The 18,916-nt window shown below is 72.7% G+C and carries 16 protein-coding genes and 1 pseudogene; 9 read left to right on the forward strand and 8 right to left on the reverse strand.

Features of this window, described 5'->3' with window-relative positions; translation table 11 throughout:
- The 3 genes and pseudogenes from HII36_RS35140 to HII36_RS35150 all read right to left on the reverse strand — a co-directional run.
- Positions 1-324, reverse strand: a pseudogene (locus tag HII36_RS35140) (hypothetical protein); the annotation flags it as partial.
- 45 nt (positions 325-369) lie between these two features.
- On the reverse strand, positions 370-1,035 hold the full coding sequence (locus HII36_RS35145; RefSeq protein ID WP_173527630.1) for an SDR family oxidoreductase: 666 nt from the start codon (positions 1,033-1,035) through the stop codon (positions 370-372).
- On the reverse strand, positions 1,032-2,192 hold the full coding sequence (locus HII36_RS35150; protein WP_173527631.1) for a thiolase family protein: 1,161 nt from the start codon (positions 2,190-2,192) through the stop codon (positions 1,032-1,034). Before HII36_RS35150 ends, HII36_RS35145 begins: the two co-directional genes overlap by 4 nt.
- Positions 2,193-2,303: 111 nt before the next feature.
- Here HII36_RS35150 and HII36_RS35155 point away from each other — a divergent pair, with 111 nt between their 5' ends.
- The gene (locus HII36_RS35155; RefSeq protein ID WP_173527632.1) at positions 2,304-3,119 is read left to right on the forward strand and encodes an acyl-CoA thioester hydrolase/BAAT C-terminal domain-containing protein; all 816 of its coding nucleotides are present in this window, start codon (positions 2,304-2,306) and stop codon (positions 3,117-3,119) included.
- Positions 3,120-3,125: 6 nt separating this feature from the next.
- Here the strand turns inward: HII36_RS35155 and HII36_RS35160 are convergent, their stop codons facing one another.
- Positions 3,126-3,692, reverse strand: a complete 567-nt coding sequence (locus tag HII36_RS35160) for a TetR/AcrR family transcriptional regulator (RefSeq protein ID WP_173527633.1) — start codon at positions 3,690-3,692, stop codon at positions 3,126-3,128.
- A 63-nt stretch (positions 3,693-3,755) separates the two neighbouring features.
- Between HII36_RS35160 and HII36_RS35165 the strand changes: the two genes are divergently transcribed.
- The 5 genes from HII36_RS35165 to HII36_RS35185 all read left to right on the forward strand — a co-directional run bounded on the left by HII36_RS35165 (position 3,756) and on the right by HII36_RS35185 (position 11,388).
- Entirely contained in the window at positions 3,756-6,881 is a 3,126-nt protein-coding gene (locus tag HII36_RS35165) for a bifunctional cytochrome P450/NADPH--P450 reductase (protein WP_217370360.1), read from the forward strand.
- Between the two features lie 153 nt (positions 6,882-7,034).
- Positions 7,035-7,637 (forward strand): ACT domain-containing protein, encoded by a 603-nt coding sequence (locus HII36_RS35170; RefSeq protein WP_173527635.1) that lies wholly within the window; start codon positions 7,035-7,037, stop codon positions 7,635-7,637.
- An 83-nt stretch (positions 7,638-7,720) separates the two neighbouring features.
- Positions 7,721-8,884, forward strand: coding sequence for an acyl-CoA dehydrogenase family protein (locus HII36_RS35175; protein WP_173527636.1), 1,164 nt, complete (start codon positions 7,721-7,723; stop codon positions 8,882-8,884).
- Positions 8,885-8,934: 50 nt separating this feature from the next.
- The gene (locus tag HII36_RS35180) at positions 8,935-10,104 is read left to right on the forward strand and encodes an acyltransferase family protein (RefSeq protein ID WP_328808023.1); all 1,170 of its coding nucleotides are present in this window, start codon (positions 8,935-8,937) and stop codon (positions 10,102-10,104) included.
- A 66-nt stretch (positions 10,105-10,170) separates the two neighbouring features.
- Positions 10,171-11,388: a cysteine--tRNA ligase gene (locus HII36_RS35185; protein ID WP_173527638.1), complete on the forward strand. Its 1,218-nt coding sequence runs from the start codon at positions 10,171-10,173 to the stop codon at positions 11,386-11,388.
- Here the strand turns inward: HII36_RS35185 and HII36_RS35190 are convergent.
- Both HII36_RS35190 and HII36_RS35195 read right to left on the reverse strand, forming a co-directional pair.
- Complete coding sequence (locus tag HII36_RS35190; protein WP_173527639.1) at positions 11,364-12,017, reverse strand: class I SAM-dependent methyltransferase; 654 nt, start codon at positions 12,015-12,017, stop codon at positions 11,364-11,366. The two genes, HII36_RS35185 and HII36_RS35190, sit on opposite strands and share 25 nt — an antisense overlap.
- Positions 12,007-12,900 (reverse strand): MurR/RpiR family transcriptional regulator, encoded by an 894-nt coding sequence (locus HII36_RS35195; RefSeq protein ID WP_173527640.1) that lies wholly within the window; start codon positions 12,898-12,900, stop codon positions 12,007-12,009. The genes HII36_RS35190 and HII36_RS35195 overlap by 11 nt, the downstream gene beginning before the upstream one ends.
- Positions 12,901-12,965: 65 nt before the next feature.
- Here HII36_RS35195 and thrC point away from each other — a divergent pair, with 65 nt between their 5' ends.
- Complete coding sequence (gene thrC / locus HII36_RS35200; RefSeq protein WP_173527641.1) at positions 12,966-14,039, forward strand: threonine synthase; 1,074 nt, start codon at positions 12,966-12,968, stop codon at positions 14,037-14,039.
- Positions 14,040-14,052: 13 nt separating this feature from the next.
- On the opposite strand, the gene HII36_RS35205 is transcribed toward thrC, so the two are convergent.
- Positions 14,053-14,676, reverse strand: a complete 624-nt coding sequence (locus tag HII36_RS35205; protein ID WP_173527642.1) for an FMN-dependent NADH-azoreductase — start codon at positions 14,674-14,676, stop codon at positions 14,053-14,055.
- Between the two features lie 198 nt (positions 14,677-14,874).
- On the reverse strand, positions 14,875-16,158 hold the full coding sequence (locus HII36_RS35210; RefSeq protein WP_173527643.1) for an ABC transporter ATP-binding protein: 1,284 nt from the start codon (positions 16,156-16,158) through the stop codon (positions 14,875-14,877).
- Between the two features lie 231 nt (positions 16,159-16,389).
- Between HII36_RS35210 and HII36_RS35215 the strand changes: the two genes are divergently transcribed.
- On the forward strand, positions 16,390-17,871 hold the full coding sequence (locus HII36_RS35215; RefSeq protein WP_173527644.1) for a glycoside hydrolase family 13 protein: 1,482 nt from the start codon (positions 16,390-16,392) through the stop codon (positions 17,869-17,871).
- Between the two features lie 5 nt (positions 17,872-17,876).
- On the forward strand, positions 17,877-18,902 hold the full coding sequence (locus HII36_RS35220) for a LacI family DNA-binding transcriptional regulator (protein ID WP_173527645.1): 1,026 nt from the start codon (positions 17,877-17,879) through the stop codon (positions 18,900-18,902).
- Positions 18,903-18,916 lie beyond the last annotated feature (14 nt).

Below are 18,916 nucleotides of genomic sequence, written 5' to 3' on the forward strand. Positions count from 1 at the left end.
CGCCCCGGACGGCGGATCGCCCGCGGGCGGGCCCCCGGAGGACGCGAGCGGGCGGACGGGAGACGCGAGCCCGCCGGCCGGGGACGCGAGCGGGCCGACGGGGGAGCGGTACGGCTCCGGCGTGCGGCGGAAGGCGACGCCGTGATCGTAGGCCGCCACCCGGGCCAGCAGCACCGGCCGAGCCCCCTGGACGATCGCCAGCCGCCGCCCAGCGGCGACCTCCACCCGCAGCGGCGGCCTGGCCGGACCGGCCGGGTCCGCGTCGACGTCCAGGAGCAGGCCGCGCCGGGAGCCGCCAGGGGACGTCTGAGTCGACCAACGCATGCGGGACAGCGTAGTTACCGCCACCCGCCGCCCACCGGCCCGGGTTCAGGAAGCGGCGAGCCCGGCCTTGGCCTGCCTGCTCAGCTCGTCGGCGAGCACCTCGGTGAGCCCGGACTCGACGCCGTCCAGCGTCCTGGCCACCACCTCCTGCGGGCTGATCTTGGCCACGGTGACGCGGGCGGCCATGTCCGTGTCGATGTATCCGGCGTGCACGCCGACCACCAGCGTGCCCTGCTCGCCCAGCTCCTGACGCAGCGCGCCGGTGAGCGACCAGGCCGCCGCCTTCGACGCCGCGTACGTCGCCACCTGCGGGAACGTGATGAACGACAACACGGACAAGACGTTCACCAGCGCGCCACCGCCGTTGGCCGCCAGGATCGGGGCGAAGGCGCGGCTCATGGCCAGCGTGCCGAAATAGTTGGTCTCCATCTCGGCCCTGGCCGCCTCGGGGCCGGGCGCGTGGGACCGGGAGATCCCGGCGTGGTTGATCAGGAGCGTGACGTCGCCGCAGCGCTCGGCCGCCGCCCGCACCGCGTCCTGGTCGGTGATGTCGAGGGCGAGCGGCGTGAGACGGGGATCGGTGATCGCGGACGGGGTGCGCGCGGCGGCGTACACCGTGGCCGCGCCGCGCTCCAGCAGCGCCTGGGCGAAGGCGGCGCCGAGCCCGCGGTTGGCGCCGGTCACGAGGGCCACACTGCCGTGGATCTTCATCGGGGACGCTCCAGGATGAGGGCGTTGGCCAGGCCGCCGGCCTCGCACATGGTCTGCAGGGCGTAGCGGGCGCCGCGCTCGCGCATGGCGTGCACGAGCGTGGTGGTGATGCGCGCGCCGCTGGCCCCGAGCGGGTGCCCGAGCGCGATGGCGCCACCGTGCACGTTGACCTTCGCCGGGTCGGCGCCGGTCTCCTGCAGCCAGGCCAGCACCACGCTCGCGAACGCCTCGTTCACCTCGAACAGGTCGATGTCGTCCAGCCGCAGCCCGGCCCTGCGCAGCACCTTCTCGGTGGCCGGGATGACGCCGGTCAGCATGAGCAGCGGGTCGGAGCCGGTGACGGCGAAGCCGTGCAGCCGGGCCAGCGGGCGCAGCCCCAGCCGGGCGGCCGTCTCCGAGGTGGTGATCAGCACGGCGGCCGCGCCGTCGTTGATCGGGCTGCTGTTGCCCGCCGTCACCGACCAGTCGATCTGCGGGAAGCGGGCCGCGTAGCCCGGGTCGGCGAAGGCCGGACGCAGCCCGGCCAGGACGTCCGGCGTGGTGGCGGGCCTGATCGACTCGTCCCGGTCCAGCCCGGCCAGCGGCGCGAGCTCGGTGGTGAAGTCGGCGGCGGCGGCCCTGGCGTGGGACTCGGCCGCGAACGCGTCCATCCGCTCGCGGCTCAGCGACCACTTGGCGGCGATCAGCTCGGCGCTGATGCCCTGCGGCACCAGGCCCTCGGGGTAGCGCGCGGCCAACCCCGGCCCGAACGGGTCCGCGCCAGGCGGGACGTTCGACCACATCGGCACCCGGCTCATGGACTCCACGCCGCAGGCCACCACCAGGTCGTACGCGCCGGACATGACGCCCTGCGCGGCGAAGTGCACGGCCTGCTGGGACGAGCCGCACTGGCGGTCCACGGTGACGGCGGGCACCGAGTCCGGGAATCCGGCCGCCAGCCAGGCGTAGCGGGTGGTGTTCATGGCCTGCTCGCCCACCTGGTCGACGCATCCGCCGATCACGTCGTCCACCAGGGACGGATCGACGCCGCTGCGCTCGATGAGCGCGCGCAGCGCGTGGGCCAGCAGGTCGACGGGGTGCACCCCGGCCAGCGCGCCGCCGGGTTTCCCCTTGCCGATGGGGGTGCGCACGGCCTGCACGATGACGGCGTCACGCATGCCGACCTCCTCCTTGTCAGTTGGAAAACTGGACTCACTGTAACCCGAATGAGTTGGACTTTCCAACGCATGGTCGGGGCGGGGAGGATGTGAGGTGAAAGGGGGGCGTTCATGGTCGAACGGGAGATCGGTGCCCCATGGGAAGGCTTCCTGGTCGAGCCCGCGGGCGGCGGGAGCGCCGCGGTCCTGGTCCTGGGCGGCTCCAGCGGGCGCGTGGAGGCCGAGCGGTGCCGCCTGCTGGCCGCCCGCGGGCTGACCGCGCTGTCCATCCGCTGGTTCGGCGGTCCGGGACAGGCGGCGGGCATCCGCGAGATCCCGCTGGAGACGTTCACCGCCGCCGTCGACCTGCTGTCGGCGGCGGGTCCGCGCCGGATCGGCGTGCTGGGCACGTCCAAGGGCGCCGAGGCGGCGCTGCTGCTGGCCGTCGCCGACCCGCGGATCGACGCCGCGATCGCGCTCGCCCCCACGTCCGTCGTCTGGGAGGGCTTCGGCGCCGGCCCGGACGGGAGCACCGGGCCCGGCCGGTCGTCGTGGACCTGGAAGGGGGAGCCGCTGCCGTTCGTCCGCTACGACCGGGCGTCCTGGCCCCCGCCCGGGCGGCCGGCCGCGTTCCTCGGCATGTACGAGTCCAGCCGCGAAGGCTACGCCGCGGCCGCCATCGACGTCGCGGCGAGCCGGGCCGAGCTGCTGCTGGTGGCCGGCGGGGACGATCTGATGTGGCCGTCGGCCCGGTTCGCCGCGGAACTGGCCGCGCGCCGGGACGTCCGCCTGGTCACCCACCCCCGGGCGGGCCACCGGGTACGCCTGCCCGGGGAACCGCCCCTTCCCCGCTCGCCCATCCATCAGTACGGCGGGACGCCCGAGGCCGACGCCGCTCTGGGCACGGCCGCCTGGCCGGACGTGCTGGAGCTGCTCGCGGCCCGCTGAAGCCCGTCAGGCGTGGCCGGCGAGGCCGTGGATGATGAGTTCGACGGCCGTGTCGAAGGTGCGTTCCAGTTCCGCGTCGTCCGTGCCGCCCACCAGCGTCCCCTGCATCTCGCCGAAGATGAAGCCCGACACGAACGCGTGCAGCACCCCGCTGACCCGCTCCAGGTCCGGCTCGGGCACCCCGGCCAGGCGCAGCACGCGGTAGAGGACCTGCCACAGCGAGATCCGGCGGTCGGCGACGATCTCCGGGTGGTTGTAGACGTAGGTCCACAGCGCGGGATGCGCGCGGGCGTGCGCGTGGTAGGCCAGGGCCAGCGCGCGCAGCTGCTCCTGCCAGGGTGAGCCGTCGTCGGGCGGCAGCCGCAGCCACTCGGCGGCGGCCACGCACAGCTCGCGCATCAGCGCGTCCTTGCCGTCCACGTGGTGGTAGAGCGACATCGGGTTGACGTTCAGCTCGGCGGCCAGTTTCCGCATCGACAGCGCCTCGACGCCGCCCTGGTCCACCAGCCGCAACGCGGTCGAGTAGATCTCTTCGGGTGTCAGGGGCGATCCCCTGCGCGCGCTCACTGCCATACGCCGTATGGTACCGTCGGCCATACGGTGTATGGCTACTAGAGCTGCTCGATGGGAGCGCACATGAAGCAGATCCCCGCCCCGCAGGGCCTGCCGATTCTCGGCAACACGCTGCAGATCCCGGCGCGTGCGCCCGCGGACCATTTCGTCAAGCTGAGCGGCGAGTACGAGGAAGGCCTCTTCCAGCTGGAGATCGTCGGCCGCAAGGTGACGTTCGTCTACGACCCGGACCTGGTGGCCGAGGTGTGCGACGAGACCCGCTTCCAGAAGCGGATCGAGCCGCCGCTGTCGATCGTGCGCGACTTCGGCGGCGAGGGGCTGTTCACCACCGACCAGGACGAACCGGTCTGGGGCCAGGCCCACCGCATCCTCATGCCCGCCTTCAGCCAGCGCAGCATGAAGGCCTACTACGGCCAGATGCTGGAGGTGGCCGACCAACTCGTCGAGTCGTGGGCCGCCCGCCAGGGCCAGGACCTGAACGTGCCCGACGACATGACCAGGCTCACCCTCGACACGATCTCGCTGACCGGCTTCGGCTACCGGTTCAACTCCTTCGACTCGCCCGAGCTGCACCCGTTCCTGCAGGCCATGGGCGGCGCGCTGACCGAGGCGATGCTGCGCAACCGCCAGGTCCCGCTGGTCACCAAGCTCAAGAAGAAGCAGGACGAGGCGTACCGGGCCAACATCGCGACCATGCGGGAGCTGGTCGACGACGTGATCAAGGCACGCAAGGGCGAACCCGGCAACGGCGCCAAGGACCTGCTCGGGCTCATGCTGGCCGCCTCCGACCCGCTCACCGGCGAGCGGCTGTCGGACGAGAACATCCGCGACCAGGTGCTCACCTTCCTCATCGCCGGGCACGAGACCACCAGCGGCCTGCTGTCGTTCGCGCTGTACAACCTGCTGCGCGACCCGCACACGCTGGCCAGGGCGTACGACGAGGTCGACAGGCTGCTGCCGGGCGACGAGCCGCCCACCTACGAGACGATCATGAAGCTGGACGTGATCCCGCGCATCCTGGAGGAGACGCTGCGGATCTGGTCCCCGATCCCCGCCTTCGCCGTCAGCGCCCTGCACGACACCACGCTCGGCGGCCTGTACGAGATCCCGGCCGGCGGCACGGCGGTCGTGCTGCTGCCCACGCTGCACCGGCACCCGAAGGCGTGGGCGCGGCCCGAGGAGTTCGACATCGACCGCTGGCTGCCCGAGCACAAGCGGGAGCACCACCCGGCCGCCTACAAGCCGTTCGGCAACGGCGAGCGGGCCTGCATCGGCCGCCAGTTCGCGATCACCGAGGCCAGGCTGGCGCTGGCGATGATCCTGCGCAGGTTCGCGATCTCCGATCCGGCCGTCTACCGGATGAAGGTCAAGCAGATGCTCACGCTCAAGCCCGACGGGTTCACCTTCACCGTCCGGGAGCGCCGGCCGCACGAGCGCACCGTCGCCGCCGCGCAGCCCGACGGACAGCAGGGGGCGGAGACGGAACAGGGGGAGATCGCCGTCACCGGCGTGCCGCTCACCGTCGCCTACGGCTCCAACCTGGGCACCGCCCAGGACATCGCCGAACGCCTCGCCGAGCGCACCGGCCGGGCCGGCTTCGCCACCACGCTGACCACCCTGGACGAGCTGACCCCGCCCGCCGACGGCCTGCTCGTCGTGGTCGCCTCCTCCTACAACGGCAAGGCCCCCGACAACGCCCAGCGCTTCGACGCGCTGGAGCGCCTGCCCGACCTGTCGGGCGTCAGGCTGGCGGTGCTGGGCTGCGGGAACACGCAGTGGCCGACGTACCAGGACTTCCCGCGCCGTGCGCACGACAAGCTGGTCGCGGCCGGCGCCGTCCCGCTGGTCGAGCGGGGCGAGGCCGACGCGGACGGCGACTTCGACGGCGACGTCACCGCCTGGACGGCCCGGCTCTGGGCGGCCCTGGCCGCCGAGTACAGCGCCGGGGCCGAGGCCGCCGGGCCGCGCTACGAGATGGACGTGCTGAGCCAGTCCGAGGTCAGGCCGGCGGTGGTGTCGGAGCGGGCCGTCCCGCTGACCGTGGTCTCCACCGAGGAGCTGACCGGCGACCCGGCCGGGCTGTGGGACTTCTCCCGCGAGGCCCCGCGCCCCGGCGTGCGCACGATCGTGGCCAGGCTGCCGGAAGGCGTCACCTACTCCGCCGGCGACCACCTGGCGGTGTTCGCCAAGAACGACCCCGAGCTGGTGGAGTGGGCGCTGCGCACCCTGCGCGTCCCGCGCGAGCAGGTGGTACGCCTGCGCGCGGCCGGCGCCAGCCACCTGCCGCTGGACACCCCGGTCACCGCCGGGCTGCTGCTGACCGAGTTCACCGAGCTGCAGGAGGTGGCCACCCGCGCCGACCTGGAGGCGCTGGCCGCGCACACCGCCTGCCCGTGGACCACCAGGCAACTGGCCGAGCTGACCGCGAACTACGCTGAGGAGATCCTGGCCAAGCGGGTCTCGCCGCTGGCGCTGCTGGAGCGGTTCCCGGCGATCGAGCTGCCGCTGCCGGTGTTCCTGGAGATGGCCGGGCCGATCAGGCCCCGCTACTACTCCGTGTCGTCCTCGCCGCTGGCCGACCCCTCGCTGGTGCGCATCACGGTCGGGCTGGTGTCGGGCCCGGCCTGGTCGGGCAGCGGGCAGTATCGCGGCATGTGCTCGGCCTACCTGGCCGGTCTCGGGGCAGGGGAGGAGTTCTACGGATACATCCGGGTGCCCGCGCCGCCGTTCCGGCTGCCGGACGACCCGGACACGCCGGTGATCCTCGTCGGCCCCGGCACCGGGTTCGCGCCGCTGCGCGGCTTCCTGGAGGAGCGCGCGCTGTCGGGGGCGAAGGGGCGGGCCGAGGTGTTCGCCGGCTGCCGCCACCCCGAGCACGACTGGCTGTACCGGGACGAGGTCGAGGCGTGGGCCGCCCGCGACGAGGTGACCGTGAACGTCGCGTTCTCCGCCGTCGAGGGGCATCCGTACCGGTTCGTCCAGGACGCCGTCGCGGCCCGCGCCGACGTGCTGTGGGAGCTGCTGGAACAGGGGGCGCACGTGTACGTGTGCGGCGACGGGCTGCGCATGGCCCCGGCCGTCAGGAATGCTTTGCTGGCGATCTACCGGGAACGTACCGGCGAGGACGGATCCGGATGGCTGGCCGAGCTGGAGGCGACCGGCCGCTACCAGCAGGACGTCTTCGCCTGAGGTTCTACTATTTCCCGACAAAAACTACTAGTTATCGACAAACCGGACTTAGCGCTGCATGCTGGGATATAACCGCAGCATGCGCGACATGTCCGTGGAACCTGCTGGAAACCTTTCCACGGCACTGTATGAGCCTCTGGAAAGGGGGCGGCAATGCTGCTGCGTCTGAGGGTGTCGCTGCCGGACCGGCCCGGCGGCCTGGGGCAGGTCGCCAAGGCTCTCGGTGCCCTGGGCGCCGACATCCTGCAGGTGACCGTGCTCGAACGTGAGACCGGCCGGGCCGTGGACGACTTCACCGTGTCCTGGCCGGGCTCGATCGGCGCGGCCGAGGTGAGCGAACGGCTGTCGGCCGTGCCTGGCGTGCGGGTGGAAGGCGTCTGGGCGACCAGGGAGGTCCCCGGCTCGGCCCCCGACTACGACCTGCTCATGCACGTGGCGGCGGAACCGGCGCGCGGCTTCGCCACGCTGGTGGACGCGCTGCCCGGGCTGTGCGGGGCCGAGTGGTCGCTCGCCCTGGCCGGCGGCGCGGTGCGGCACGCCTCGCTGGCCGCGCCCGACGCCTTCGACCTGCCCGAGCCGCCGCCCCGCCCGGCCGCCGTCGACCTGGCCGAACTGCGGCTCATGCTGCTGCCGGTGGCCGCCGAGGGCATGCACGTGGTGGTCGCCCGCGCCGGCGGCCCGGTGTTCCACCGGGCCGAGGTGGAACGGGCGGCCCGCATCGTGGACGTCGTCGCCAAGCTCGCCGCCCGCACCTGAACCCGGGTTCCGGCTCGCCGTCCCGGCATTGAAACATTGTTCTGTCGTCTGTAAACCTGGCTCCTGAGAGAAGGAGTGAGGCGATGGATTTCGAGCTGAGCGACGAGCAGAAGGCCTTCCGCGAGACGCTGCGCGCGTTCGTGGACAAGGAGATCCTCCCCGTGGCCACCGAATGGGAGCACGCGGGCCGCTACCCCACCGAGATCGTCGAGAAGATGAAGCGGATGGGGCTGTTCGGCCTGAGCGTGCCCGAGGAGTACGGCGGCATGGGCGCGGACATGGTCTCGTTCGCGCTGGTCTTCGAGGAGATCGCGCGCGGCTGGATGGGCGTGGCGGGCACGATCGGCTCGCACTCGCTGGCCTGCTGGATGATCGCCAAGCACGGCACCGAGGAGCAGAGGAAGACCTATCTCAAGGACCTGGCCACCGGCGCCCGCCGCACCGCGATCGCCCTGACCGAGCCCGGCGCGGGCACCGACCTGCAGGGCATCCAGACCCGCGCGGTACGCGACGGCGACCATTATGTGGTCACCGGCACCAAGACGTGGATCACCAACGCCCGCCACGCCGACCCGCTGCCCGTGCTGGTCAAGACCGCCGTCACCGAGCCCGCGCACCAGGGCATGTCGGTGCTGCTCGTCGATCCGTCGGCGGCCGGCTTCAGCGTCAGCCGCGACCTGCCCAAACTCGGCTACAAGGGCACCGAGACGTGCGAGGTCGTGCTCGACGGCGTCCGCGTGCCGGTCGCGAACCTGCTCGGCGGCGTCGAGGGGCGCGGCATGCAGCAGGTCCTCGGCGGGCTGGAGATCGGCCGGGTCAACATCGCCGCCCGCGCCGTCGGCGTCGCCCAGGCCGCCTACGACGCCGCGCTCTCCTACGCCCGCGAGCGCACCGCCTTCGGACAGCCCATCGCCGAATTCCAGGCCATCCAGCTCAAGCTCGCCGACCTGGCCACCGAGATCCAGGCCGCCAGGCTGCTGACGTACTGGGCCGCCTCCCAGGCCGACGGCGGCAAGCGGGTGGACATGGAGGCCGGCATGGCCAAGTACTTCGCCTCCGAGGTCGCGCTCAAGGCGTCGCTGGAGTCCATGCGCGTCCACGGCGGCTACGGCTACTCCCAGGAGTTCGTGGTCGAACGGCTCTACCGCGACGCGCCGCTGATGGCCATCGGCGAGGGCACCAACGACGTGCAACGGCTGGTCATCGCCCGCGCGCTGGTCTCCGGCAAGGGCCGCATCGGCTGGTGAACGCCGCGGGCCCGGGCATCCCCTGGGGCGGTGGGGGTATGTTGGGCCGGGTGCCGACCGCCCCCGCCCCAGCGTTCGCGCCGCCCGCCAGGACCGCCGCCGCCCGACTCGCCTGGCTCGACGCGCTGCGCGGCATCGGCGCGCTCGCCGTGGTCGCCGAGCACGTGCTGCCGTGGTTCCTGCCGTCGCTGCGCCCCTACTGGTTCAATCTCGGCGTGTACGGCATCCTGGTGTTCTTCCTGGTCAGCGGGTACATCATCCCGGCCTCGCTGGAACGGCACGGCGACGTGCGGGCGTTCTGGACCGGCCGGGCCTTCCGCCTCTACCCGCTCTACCTGGCCGTGATCGTCCTGGTGCTGGCCGTGTCGCCGTGGGTGCCGGTACGCGAGCAGGTCCCGCGCGACGGCAGCGCGGTCGCCGCGCACGCCACCATGCTGCTCGACGTGGTCAACGTCGGCGGCGTGGCCGACACGATGTGGACGCTGTCGTACGAGATGGTCTTCTACCTGCTCGTCACCGCGCTGTTCCTGGTGCGCGGGCACGAACGCAGCGCGCCGCTGTCGGTGGCGTTCGCCGCGGCCGCGGTGCTGATCGGGCTGGCGGTGCCCGGCGCGCTCGTCGTGGGCGGCTGGGTCGCCTACGCCTCCTGCGCCCTGTTCGCCGCCGGCCTGGCCTGCGTGGTGTCAGGACGATTGCGCACCCCGGCCGCCTGCCTGCTGGCCCTGATGGGCGTGCTGATGCTGCTGTTCACCAGCCGGGTGCCGTGGCTCGGCACGGCCGTGCTCGGGGTGATGTTCGCGGGCACCGCGCTGTACCGGTGGGAACGCGGCACCGGCCGGCTGTGGCCGGTGGCGGTGACGGCCGCGCTGGTCGCCGTCGCGCCGGTGTGGGCGATCGAGAGCGGCTGGTGGTGGGTCCAGCCGGACGTGTGGATCACCACGATCGCGCTGGCCGCGCTGACGTTCGGGGTCGCGATGGCGCTGCGCGGCCGCCGCGTGCCCCGGGTGCTGACCTGGCTCGGCGTCATCAGCTACTCGCTCTACCTGGTGCACCACCCGCTGCTGCGGTACTTCGTGGAGATCACCGGTGACCTGCGCCGGGCCGAGCTCGCCCACCAGCTCACGATGGCCGCGCTCGCGCTCGCGCTGATCCTCGCGGTGAGCGCGCTGACCTACCGCTTCGTGGAACGTCCGATGCAGGAGCTGGGCCGCCGCCTGTGACCACTTGAACCGCGCGCCCGGCTTGGCTGTAGTCGAGGGGGACGGGGAGAGAGGCGGGCCGCGCTCATGCCGGGCATGCTGGTGCTGATGGGATCGGGCGAGACCAGCCCGACCATGGTCGAGGTGCACCGGACGGTGGCGCGCCGGCTGCCGCCGGGGGCGGACGCGGTGCTGCTCGACACGCCTTACGCCTTCCAGGAGAACCGGGCCGACATCTCCGCCAGGGCCTGCCGCTACTTCGCGCACAGCGTGGGGCTGAAGGTGGCGGTGGCCGACGGGGTGAGCGGGGCCGACTGGGTGTTCTCCGGGCCGGGCAGCCCGACGTACGCGCTGGATCGGTGGACCGCCTCCGGCGTGGCCGGCGACCTGCGGGCCCGGGTGCTCGCCCGGCGGGGGGTGACCGTGCTCGCCTCGGCCGCCGCCTGCACGGCGGGGCTGGCCACCGTACCGGTCTACGAGATCTACAAGGTGGGCGCCGAGCCGCACTGGCGCGGCGGGCTCGACCTGCTGGCCGCGCTCGGGCTGCGCGCGGCGCTGATCCCGCACTTCGACAACGCCGAAGGCGGCACGCACGACACCCGCTACTGCTACCTGGGCGAGCGGCGGCTGTCGGTGCTGGAGCGCGAGCTGCCGGCGGGCGCGGCGGTGCTCGGGCTCGACGAGCACACGGCGCTGGTCGTCGACCTGGCCGACGAGACGGTCCGGGTGCTGGGCCGGGGCGCGCTCACCGTCCGATGCCGGGTTCCCGGGCCTGGCGTCTCCGTGGCGGTGCTGCCTGCCGGGACGCGTACCGACCTGGCCGAGCTCCGCCGGCTCGCGGCCGGTGGCGGCGCGCCGTCCGTCCCGGTGCCGGTGGCAGTCGCATCGCCCGGGCGGGTGACGCTGGAGGAGAGCGCGCGAGAGTGCGAGCGCCGGTTCGCGGCGTGCCTGGCGCGCGGCGACCGGGTGGCGGCGGCGCGGGCCGTGCTCGACCTGGAGGCGGAGGTCGCCGCCTGGGCCGCGGACACCGAGGAGGACGCCGGCGGCGTCGGCGCGGCCAGAAACCTGCTGCGGCTGCTCATCACCCGGCTCGGCGCCGGACGGGCGGGCGACGCGGCGGTGCGCCCGCTGGTGGAACCGCTGCTCGCGCTGCGCGGCGAGTTACGCGCCCAGGGCCGCTACGACCTGGCGGACGCGCTGCGCACCGCCCTGCTGCGGGCCGGCGTCCAGGTGCGTGACACCCCGGACGGCCCCCGCTGGACCGCCGCGGGATCGCCTGATCAGGCACGGAAGACCAGCAGGTAACGCCAGAACAGCAGGCGGCGGATCGTGCAGCCGGGCAGCAGCGCGGCCGCCCGCGACCGGATCTCGGCCAGCGACATCTCCGGCGCCGCGACCGGCGCCCGCGTCGGGGCCCGGGTTGAGCCCTGTGTCGGCGCCTGTGCCGGTGCCTGTGTCGGTGGCGGCCCCGCCGCGCCGGTGACCCGCTCCCAGGCCGCGACCGACAGCCGCGCCCCCGCGTTGGCTGCCACGGCGGTCAGGCTCCAGGGCAGGTCGGCGGGGAACCGCTCGGCGTAACAGCCCAGCACGGCCAGCACGCCGCCGGGGGCCAGCGTCGCGCGTAACGCGGTGACCGTCTCGAACGGCATGTGGTGCAGGCTGGCCAGGCAGGAGACGAAGTCGTAGTGCCCGGCGGGCAGGTCGAGCCGGGTGACGTCGGCCACCTGGAAACGCGGCCCGCCCCCGGGAGTGGCGGCCCGGGCGGCGGCGATGACCTCCGCCGACGGGTCCACCGCGTCGACGCGCAGGCCCAGCCCGGCCAGCCGGCGGGCGAAGCGGCCGGTGCCGCAGCCGACGTCGAGCGCGGTGCGGCCGCCCGGCGGCACCAGGCGCAGCAGCGTGCGGTGGTAGTGGTCGTTGTGGTCAAAGGGCACGGTCGCCACCTGGGGAACCGTCCGTAGGGTCGTCGCCACCAGGCGAACCGTCGCTGCCTGCGGAGGAGAGTGTGGCGGTGAGTGCGTCGAGGTCGGCCAGCCGGGCCGCCGAGTCGAGTCGCGCGGCCGTGGCGACGAGCAGCAGCTCGGTGACGGCGATCTCGTGCGTCAGCGGCGCGATCGGCCCGGCCGCCTCCCTGGGCAGCCGGATCAGCACCTCCGCCTGAGCGGCCAGCGGCGACTCCCACGCGTCGGTGACCAGCACCAGCCGCGCCCCCCGCGCGCGGGCGGCCAGGACGAACGCGGCCGTGGCGGGGGAGTAGCGGCGGAAGTCGTAGGCGACCACCGCGTCTTGTGCGCCCAGGTCGAGCAGCGCGCGGGCGCGGGCGGACGGCGGCTCGGGCACCCGGCGCGCCCCAGGCCGCAGCGCGGCGAGCTGCCTGACCAGGTATTCGGCGGCCAGCTCGCTGAGCGGGCCGCCCAGCGCCCAGACGCCCGAGGCTCCGGCCAGCAGCGTGGCGGCGGCGCTGAGCAGCGGCTCGGTCACGGCGGCCAGCGTGCCGTCGAGCCCGGTACGCAGGTCGCCCGCGGCCCGGTTCGGATCGGGCGAACGGGTGACGAACTCGCGCAACCGCGACCGGTCACGCTCACGTCCCCCGGCCCGGACCTCGGCCTGGAAACCGGCGAACCCGGCGAAACCCAGCCGCTCGAACAGCCGTGACGCGGTCGGCGGGCTCACCCCGGCCCGTTCGGCCAGCGCGCGCAGCGAGCCGAGCGCCGCGAACGGGTAGTCGTCGAGCAGCACCCGCACGATGGCCCGCTCGCCCGGGGGCAGCTCCGGGTACACCTCGCCGAGCCGCCGTACCACCGGATCGTCGTCCATGCTGACGAATGTTACATCAACCGGCCTGTGTTCGATGAGCCGAAACAGATGTTACGGTTGCCGCCATGCGTACCTGGACCGGACTCATCGACAGCGACTACCGCCCCTGGCTGCCCGTCACCGACCGCACCCCCGTCGTCTCGCTCAACGAGGGCGGCACCCCGCTGCTGCGCTCGGCGCACCTGTCCGCGATCACCGGCTGCGACGTGTGGCTGAAGGTCGAAGGCGCCAACCCCACCGGATCGTTCAAGGACCGGGGCATGACCGTGGCGATCAGCCGGGCCGCCGAGGCTGGCGCCCGCCTGGTCATCTGCGCCTCCACCGGCAACACCAGCGCCTCGGCCGCCGCCTACGCCGCCCGCGCCGGGCTCGCCGCCGCCGTCCTGGTGCCCAGGGGGTACGTCGCGCCGGGCAAGCTGGCCCAGGCGGTGCGTTACGGCGCGCGCATCGTCGAGATCGACGGCGGCTTCGACGACTGCCTGCGCGCGGCCCGCGACCTGGCCGCCCGGCATCCGGTCGCGCTGGTCAACTCGGTCGGCAACGAACTGCGCCTGGCCGGCCAGCGCACGGTCGCCTACGAGATCGCCGACGCGCTGGGCCGGGCCCCCGACCTGCACTGCCTGCCCGTCGGCAACGGCGGCAACATCACCGCCACCTGGCAGGGCTACCAGGCCTACGCCGCCGCCGGGCGCACCACCGGGTCGCCGCGCATGTGGGGCTTCCAGGCCGCCGGCGCGGCCCCGTTGGTGCACGGCGCGCCGGTGCCCGCGCCCGAGACCGCCGCCACCGCGATCCGCGTCGGCCACCCGGCCACCTGGGACGGCGCGCTGGCCGCCCGCGACGAATCCGGCGGGATCATCGGCGCGGTCACCGACGAACAGATCTTCGCCGCCTACCACGACCTGGCCGCACGCGACGGCGTCTACGCCGAGCCCGCCTCGGCGGCCGGCGTGGCGGGGCTGCTCGACCGGCACGCCCGCGGCCTGCTGGAACCCGGGCGGCTCGTGGTCGTCACGCTCACCGGCAACGGGCTCAAGGACGGCGACGCCGCGCTGCGCGACGCCCCCGCGGCCCTGCGCTCGTCCGCCGCGCCCGCCGACGTCGCCCGCGTGCTGGACCTGGCGGCCGTCACCGCCTGAGACGCGCAGGCGGTCAAAAGGTTCTGGCGATCTCCCTGGCCCGCTCCTCGGCCTGCTTGCGCGCCGTCTCGTACGAGCCGGTGAGCGTGGGGTGGTGCCGGATCTCCTGGACGTCCGAGACACCCGCCCAGCGCAGCCAGTCACCGAAGAACGCGGACTGGAAGTCGGCGCCGAACTCCGCGCCGAGCCCGGGACCCCACACCGCGCTCGTGTACACCACGGCCGCCCGCTTGCCCCGCAGCAGCCCGCGGTAGCCGGTCTCCGGGTGCACGTCGAAGATCATGCCGGGCTGGCTGACGACGTCGATGAACTGCTTCAGCTTGTACGGCACGCCGGCGTTCCACATCGGCACGGTGAACAGGTAGCGGTCGTAGGAGTCGAAGCGCTCGAACGTGCGCACCGCCGCCGCCCACGCCTCGGCCTGCTCACCCTGGGGCGTGCCGCCGCCGAAGACGGTCATCTTCGCGGCCGCGGCCGCGGGGCCGAACTCGGGCAGGCCGCCGTCCCACAGGTCGAACGTGTCCGGTTGCTCGCCCGGGTGGGTGGCCAGGTACTCCTCGACGAACGTCGCGGCGATGGCCAGGGAGATCGACTCGGCGCCGCGCGGGGAGGCGGAGATGTGCAGCAGACGGCTCATGATGGACGCCCTTTCCGGACTGTGGTCCGCTTGACTGGTTCCACGAATATATGGACCGTAGTCCGTTTGGTCAAGGGCATGAAAAAGGCCGCGCACCGGGAGTGGTGCGCGGCCTTCATGGTCGAACGTGGCCGAAAGATTCTTCTGGAACGGTCCCAAACGCGAGCATGCCTCGGGTTCGGGGTCGCCCGGGAAGAGTCAGCGGCGAGGTGGGTCGATGCGGGCGCCGTCCAGGGTGAAGATCATCAGGCGGGCCAGGTCGACCCCCACCTTCGCCGCGTCCCCGGCCCGCCAGACCGGGCGGTTGCCCAGCCGGACGATCAGGTCCGAGCGCCGGTGGATGCCGCTGCCGGTGTTCTGCCCCACCTGCTCCTGGTCCTGCGGCTCCTCCTGGCTGGAGAACAGCCGCCGCATCAGCGCGGTCAGCTTGCCCTCACCGGCGTGCTCGCCGTTCGTCCTGTTCAAACGCGGGTCGGGCGGCTCGGGCACCGGGACGGCGGGCACGCCGCACTCCAGGTACGCCAGCCACTCGTGCCCGTGATACTCCAGCGTCCGCACCCGCCCGTAGAACGACGGGCCCTCGAACGACTCCGGCACCGGGGTCAGGCTGTCGGGCCGCAGCCCCACGAGCACCTGCCCGCCGGTGTGCTGAGAGATCGCGTACGCCCTGGGATCGCTCCACGGAAGGGTCAAACGGTGCGGACCGAAGTCGAGCATGACATACTGGTTCTGCGGCGTCCTGACAGTGGCCGCCAACAAGTTGAGTTGTTGTGAGTTGAGAAACGCCGCCACGAAGGCCGTGGCCGGGTCGTTGTAGATCTGAGCGGGGGTGCCGACGTCTTGCAGCACCCCGCGGTTGAGTATCGCGATCCTGTCGGCCAGGGTCAGCGCCTCCACCTGGTCGTGCGTCACGTAGATGGTGGTGACGCCGAGCGAGCGCACCAGGGCGGAGATCTCCATGCGCAGTTCGGTCCGCATGCCGGCGTCGAGGTTCGACAGCGGCTCGTCCATGAGGAAGAGCTTGGGCTGACGGACGATCGCGCGGCCCATCGCCACCCGTTGCCGCTGGCCACCGGATAGGGTCCCGGGGCGGCGATCGAGGGTCTCGTCGATGTGCAGCGCCTTCGACAGCTCCGTGACGCGCTCGCGCACCATCGACGGATCCGACTTGGCGATCTCCAGAGGAAAGGCGATGTTCCCCCGCACGGTCCGGTGCGGGTAGAGCGCGCCGTTCTGGAACACCATGGCCACGTCGCGCTCGCGCGGGGCGAGGTGGTTGGCGAGTTGGCCGTCCAGCCAGAGATCGCCCTCGGTGATCTCCTCCAGCCCTGCGATCATGCGCAGCAGAGTGGACTTCCCGCAGCCGGATGGGCCGAGGAGGACGAGGAACTCGCCATCTTCGGCGCTCAGGCTCAGCCGGTCGACTGCGAGGTAGTCGCCCGGGTACACCTTGGTCACTTTGTCGAGAACGACGGAGCTCATGGGCTCACACCTTGCACGCGTGTCACCTGAGACGGGGCTGATTGATGAGGTAGTACATCGCGCCTTAACCCTGCATGTCCACCCTTGACATAAACATTCTGGGTACTGGCCGTTTCGGGCGGTGGTTTTGGCCCCCCTTACCCGAAATTTCGTGACGTATGGGGCGTGGAAGGACTTGCGTAAACTTGCGGCAAGTTGCTTTCATTGTCCGGAACGTTCGGGGGGTAAACCATGACCGCTTGGTGGCGGGACGCTGTGATCTACCAGGTCTACGTACGCAGTTTCGCCGACGGCAACGGCGACGGCGTCGGTGATCTCATCGGCGCGCGCGAGCGGCTGCCGTACCTGGCCGAGCTGGGCGTCGACGCCATCTGGCTGACCCCGTTCTACACCTCGCCGATGGCCGACTTCGGCTACGACGTGGCCGACTACCGCGACGTCGACCCGCTGTTCGGCACCCTCGCCGACGCCAAGCAGCTCATCGACGAGGCGCACGGCCAGGGCCTGAAGGTGATCGTGGACGTCGTCCCGAACCACACCTCCTCCGCCCACCCGTGGTTCCAGGAGGCGCTGCGCGGCGAGAACCGCGACCGCTACATCTTCCGCGACCGGCCCAACGACTGGGAGTCCATCTTCGGCGGCTCCGCCTGGACCCAGGTCGAGGACGGCCAGTGGTACCTGCACCTGTTCGACGCCGCCCAGCCCGACCTCAACTGGGACAACCACGAGGTGCGCGGCGAGTTCGAGTCGATCCTGCGCTTCTGGCTCGACCTGGGCGTCGACGGCTTCCGCGTGGACGTCGCGCACGGCATGGTCAAGGCCGAGGGCCTGCCCGACGTCGGCAGGACCGGCCAGGCCGCGATGATCGGCAGCGAGCCGGTGCCGTTCTTCGACAACGAGGGCGTGCACGAGATCCACCGCGCCTGGCGGCGGGTGCTCGACTCCTACCCCGGCGACCGCGTCGCGGTGGCCGAGGCGATGGCGCCCACCGCCGAGCGGCTGGCCCGCTACGTCCGCCCGGACGAGCTGCACCAGGCCTTCAACTTCCCCTACCTGTTCACCCCGTGGAACGCCGCCGAACTGCGCCGGGTGATCGACGAGTCGCTGGCCACCGCCCGCTCGGTCGGCGCGCCCACGAGCTGGGTGCTGTCGAACCACGACGTCAAGCGGCACGTCACCCGCTACGGCAGCCTGGCCAGGGCACGCGCCGCCGCGCTGCTCACGCTCGCGCTGCCCGGCTCGGCCTACGTCTACCAGGGCGAGGAACTGGGCCTGCCCGAGGTGCTCGACCTGCCGGAAGAGGTGCTGCGCGACCCGCAGCGGCTGCGCGACCCGGACAGCGGCCGCGACGGCTGCCGCGTCCCGATCCCGTGGACGGCCGACCTGAGCTGCTGGCGCGCCCCGTGGCTGCCCATCCCGGCCGGCTGGTCGGAGCTGAGCGTGCAGGCCCAGCGCGACGCCGAGGGCTCGACGCTGGAGCTGTACCGGACCGCGCTGCGGCTGCGCCGCGACTTCGCCGGCGAGCTGGAGTGGCTCGACTCGCCCGCGGGCACGCTCATGTTCCGCCGAGGCGACCTGGTGTGCGCGGTGAACCTGACCGGCGAATCCGTCGACTTCGGGCTCGGCGGGCTCGACGGGCTCGGCGGCGAGCTGCTGATGTCCTCGGATGTGGCCGGCGCGCCGGATTCAGCGGCGTGGTGGAAAGTAAAGTGATTCCCATGAACGGTCACGCTCGCCTCGCCGACATCGCCTCCCAGGCCGGGGTGAGCGAGGCCACGGTCAGTCGCGTACTCAACGGCAAACCCGGTGTCTCCGCCGCCACCAGGCAGGCGGTGATGACGGCGCTCGACCTCATGGGCTACGAGCGCCCGCCGCGGCTGCGCCAGCGCAGCAACGGGCTGATCGGCCTGGTCACCCCCGAGCTCGACAACCCGATCTTCCCGGCGTTCGCGCAGGCCATCGAGAAGGCGCTGACCCAGCACGGCTACACGCCGGTGCTGTGCACCCAGCTGCCCGGCGGCGCGCCTGAAGACGAGTTCACCGAGCTGCTGGTCGACCGCGGCGTCAGCGGCATCGTGTTCGTCTCGGGGCTGCACGCCGACACCACCGCGCGGATGGACCGCTACACCAGGCTCACCGACCGCGGCCTGCCGATCGTGCTGGTCGACGGCTACAACGAGAACATCGGCGCGCCCTTCATCTCGCCCGACGACCGGCTGGCCGCCAAGCTCGCCGTGCAGCACCTGGTCGACCTGGGGCACGAGCGCATCGGGCTGGCGCTCGGGCCGCGCAGGTTCGTCCCGGTGATCAGGAAGATCGAGGGGTACAAGCAGGCCATGGCGCAGCTGCTCGGCGCGGCCGACGTCGACGACCTGATCGCGCACTCGCTGTTCTCCGTCGAGGGCGGTCAGGCCGCCGCCGCGCAGCTGCTGGCCGGCGGCTGCACCGGCATCGTGTGCGCCAGCGACCTGATGGCGCTCGGCGCGATCCGCGCGTGCCGGGAGAAGGGGCTGTCGGTGCCGGGGGAGGTGTCCGTGGTCGGCTTCGACGACTCGCCGCTGATCGCCTTCACCGACCCGCCGCTGACCACCGTGCGCAAGCCGATCGGCGCGATGGCCTCGGCCGCCGTGCAGACCCTGCTGGAGGAGATCAACGGCGCGCCCGCCAAGCACGTGGAGCTGATCTTCCAGCCGGAGCTGGTGGTGCGCGGCTCCACCGGGTCCGGCCCGCTGGTGAACCGTTGACCACGGCACCCGGG

Source organism: Nonomuraea antri (genome assembly GCF_013283785.1).
In the GTDB taxonomy this organism is placed as follows: Bacteria; Actinomycetota; Actinomycetes; order Streptosporangiales; family Streptosporangiaceae; genus Nonomuraea; species Nonomuraea antri.

Excerpts from the sequence above, each read along its gene's own strand:
- HII36_RS35145 (WP_173527630.1), bottom strand. The coding sequence starts at position 1,035 with ATGAAGATCCACGGCAGTGTGGCCCTCGTGACCGGCGCCAACCGCGGG.
- HII36_RS35150 (WP_173527631.1), bottom strand. The coding sequence starts at position 2,192 with ATGCGTGACGCCGTCATCGTGCAGGCCGTGCGCACCCCCATCGGCAAG.
- HII36_RS35155 (WP_173527632.1), top strand. The coding sequence starts at position 2,304 with ATGGTCGAACGGGAGATCGGTGCCCCATGGGAAGGCTTCCTGGTCGAG.
- HII36_RS35160 (WP_173527633.1), bottom strand. The coding sequence starts at position 3,692 with ATGGCAGTGAGCGCGCGCAGGGGATCGCCCCTGACACCCGAAGAGATC.
- HII36_RS35165 (WP_217370360.1), top strand. The coding sequence starts at position 3,756 with ATGAAGCAGATCCCCGCCCCGCAGGGCCTGCCGATTCTCGGCAACACG.
- HII36_RS35170 (WP_173527635.1), top strand. The coding sequence starts at position 7,035 with ATGCTGCTGCGTCTGAGGGTGTCGCTGCCGGACCGGCCCGGCGGCCTG.
- HII36_RS35175 (WP_173527636.1), top strand. The coding sequence starts at position 7,721 with ATGGATTTCGAGCTGAGCGACGAGCAGAAGGCCTTCCGCGAGACGCTG.
- HII36_RS35185 (WP_173527638.1), top strand. The coding sequence starts at position 10,171 with ATGCCGGGCATGCTGGTGCTGATGGGATCGGGCGAGACCAGCCCGACC.
- HII36_RS35195 (WP_173527640.1), bottom strand. The coding sequence starts at position 12,900 with ATGGACGACGATCCGGTGGTACGGCGGCTCGGCGAGGTGTACCCGGAG.
- thrC (WP_173527641.1), top strand. The coding sequence starts at position 12,966 with ATGCGTACCTGGACCGGACTCATCGACAGCGACTACCGCCCCTGGCTG.
- HII36_RS35205 (WP_173527642.1), bottom strand. The coding sequence starts at position 14,676 with ATGAGCCGTCTGCTGCACATCTCCGCCTCCCCGCGCGGCGCCGAGTCG.
- HII36_RS35210 (WP_173527643.1), bottom strand. The coding sequence starts at position 16,158 with ATGAGCTCCGTCGTTCTCGACAAAGTGACCAAGGTGTACCCGGGCGAC.
- HII36_RS35215 (WP_173527644.1), top strand. The coding sequence starts at position 16,390 with ATGACCGCTTGGTGGCGGGACGCTGTGATCTACCAGGTCTACGTACGC.
- HII36_RS35220 (WP_173527645.1), top strand. The coding sequence starts at position 17,877 with ATGAACGGTCACGCTCGCCTCGCCGACATCGCCTCCCAGGCCGGGGTG.